The sequence below is a fragment of the Planktothricoides sp. SR001 genome, from assembly GCF_001276715.1.
GTDB classification, from domain to species: Bacteria; Cyanobacteriota; Cyanobacteriia; order Cyanobacteriales; family Laspinemataceae; genus Planktothricoides; species Planktothricoides raciborskii.
This window is the reverse complement of sequence record NZ_LIUQ01000113.1, coordinates 2,501-5,157: the sequence shown is the minus strand read 5'-3', so window position 1 is coordinate 5,157 and position 2,657 is coordinate 2,501. Positions and strand designations below refer to the sequence as shown.

Genomic DNA, 2,657 nt, shown 5'->3' with positions numbered 1-2,657 from the left:
CTATCACATTTTGTTGGATCTCGTCAAGTTAATCCTTTTTTTCACGAGTTCCCCTCAAAAATTTTTGAGGTAAAGAACTCACATCAAACCTCTTCAACATGGAGAGTTTGATCCTGGCTCAGGATGAACGCTGGCGGTCTGCTTAACACATGCAAGTCGAACGGAATCCTTCGGGATTTAGTGGCGGACGGGTGAGTAACACGTGAGAATCTGCACTCAGGATGGGGACAACAGCGGGAAACTGCTGCTAATACCCAATGTGCCGAAAGGTAAAAGATTTATCGCCTGAGAATGAGCTCGCGGCCGATTAGTTAGTTGGTGGGGTAATGGCCTACCAAGACGGCGATCGGTAGCTGGTCTGAGAGGATGAGCAGCCACACTGGGACTGAGACACGGCCCAGACTCCTACGGGAGGCAGCAGTGGGGAATTTTCCGCAATGGGCGCAAGCCTGACGGAGCAAGACCGCGTGGGGGAGGAAGGCTCTTGGGTTGTAAACCCCTTTTCTCAGGGAAGAAGTTCTGACGGTACCTGAGGAATCAGCCTCGGCTAACTCCGTGCCAGCAGCCGCGGTAATACGGAGGAGGCAAGCGTTATCCGGAATTATTGGGCGTAAAGCGTCCGTAGGTGGTGGGGCAAGTCGGCGGTTAAAGACTGGGGCTTAACTCCAGAAAGGCCGTGGAAACTGCACCACTAGAGGGCAGTAGGGGTAGAGGGAATTCCCGGTGTAGCGGTGAAATGCGTAGAGATCGGGAAGAACACCAGTGGCGAAAGCGCTCTACTGGACTGCAACTGACACTCAGGGACGAAAGCTAGGGGAGCGAATGGGATTAGATACCCCAGTAGTCCTAGCCGTAAACGATGGATACTAGGTGTTGTCTGTATCGACCCAGACAGTGCCGCAGCTAACGCGATAAGTATCCCGCCTGGGGAGTACGCACGCAAGTGTGAAACTCAAAGGAATTGACGGGGGCCCGCACAAGCGGTGGAGTATGTGGTTTAATTCGATGCAACGCGAAAAACCTTACCAGGGCTTGACATGTCGCGAACCTCGCTGAAAGGTGAGGGTGCCTTCGGGAGCGCGAACACAGGTGGTGCATGGCTGTCGTCAGCTCGTGTCGTGAGATGTTGGGTTAAGTCCCGCAACGAGCGCAACCCTCGTTCTTAGTTGCCATCATTCAGTTGGGCACTCTAGGGAGACTGCCGGTGATAAACCGGAGGAAGGTGGGGATGACGTCAAGTCATCATGCCCCTTACGTCCTGGGCTACACACGTACTACAATGGGTGGGACAAAGGGCAGCGAACTCGCAAGAGCCAGCTAATCCCATAAACCCATCCTCAGTTCAGATTGCTCTCTGCAACTCGAGAGCATGAAGGAGGAATCGCTAGTAATCGCAGGTCAGCATACTGCGGTGAATACGTTCCCGGGCCTTGTACACACCGCCCGTCACACCATGGAAGTTGGCCATGCCCGAAGTCATTACTCTAACCCCTCGGGGAGGAGGATGCCGAAGGCAGGGCTGATGACTGGGGTGAAGTCGTAACAAGGTAGCCGTACCGGAAGGTGTGGCTGGATCACCTCCTTTTTAGGGAGACCTGAGAGATGAATTGAGTCCAAACGCACCAATCATAACTCTCATATCCCAGGTCGTTCGAGGTCAAACAAAAAGGCTTTCAAACTAACATCAGGTCGGGACATGGGCTATTAGCTCAGGTGGTTAGAGCGCACCCCTGATAAGGGTGAGGTCCCTGGTTCGAGTCCAGGATGGCCCACTCCCCGCCATCAGTCAGCGCCCAGGCGCTTTTCTGAAAGCGGCCAGCTTTTGGGGGTATAGCTCAGTTGGTAGAGCGCTGCCTTTGCAAGGCAGATGTCAGCGGTTCGAGTCCGCTTACCTCCAGAGAAGACAACCACTGTCAAGCAACTGCACTGGGAATGAACCAGACAGACTGCTGGACAGAATCTGTCCAGAATGAACCTAGAAAATTACATAGAAACCGAATCAAAGGTGTATCCATTTTCGAGAAATCGAAGATATGAATCAAGCCAATGTGGTCAAGCTACAAAGGGCTAATGGTGGATACCTAGGCACGCAGAGGCGAAGAAGGACGCGGCTACCGGCGAAACGCTTCGGGGAGCTGGAAACAAGCATTGATCCGAAGGTGTCCGAATGGGGCAACCCCTAGTACGGCTGACTGAATCTATAGGTCAGCACGAGCCAACCGGGCGAACTGAAACATCTTAGTAGCTCGAGGAAAAGAAATCAAACAGAGATTCCCTGAGTAGTGGTGAGCGAAAGGGGAAGAGCCTAAACCAATGGTTTTTACCGTTGGGGTCGTGGGACAGCCACAAGTGACTGTGAAGGTTAGACGAAGCCGTTGAATGCGGCACCAAAGAAGGTGAAAGTCCTGTAGTTAAAAACTGAAGCAGCACGGCTGGATCCCGAGTAGCCAGGAGCACGTGAAATTCCTGGTGAATCCGCGAGGACCACCTCGTAAGGCTAAATACTACTGCGTGACCGATAGTGAACCAGTACCGCGAGGGAAAGGTGAAAAGAACCCCGGGAGGGGAGTGAAATAGAACATGAAACCATTAGCTTACAAGCAGTGGAAGGACGATTTAACGTCTGACCGCGTGCCTGTTGAAGAATGAGCCGGCGA

The 2,657-nt window shown here is 52.9% G+C and carries 2 tRNA genes and 2 rRNA genes (1 of these 4 cut by a window edge); all 4 read left to right on the top strand.

From position 1 onward, the window contains the following. Positions 1 to 95 precede the first annotated feature (95 nt). Positions 96 to 1,585, top strand: a 16S ribosomal RNA gene (locus tag AM228_RS28415). A 113-nt stretch (positions 1,586 to 1,698) separates the two neighbouring features. Further along, positions 1,699 to 1,772 (top strand) — tRNA-Ile (locus AM228_RS28410). Positions 1,773 to 1,824: 52 nt separating this feature from the next. Beyond that, a tRNA-Ala gene (locus AM228_RS28405) sits at positions 1,825 to 1,897 on the top strand. A 153-nt stretch (positions 1,898 to 2,050) separates the two neighbouring features. Further along, positions 2,051 to 2,657 (top strand): 23S ribosomal RNA (locus AM228_RS28400) (it continues 2,279 nt past the right edge of the window). Together the 16S and 23S rRNA genes with 2 tRNA genes alongside form the textbook arrangement of a ribosomal RNA operon.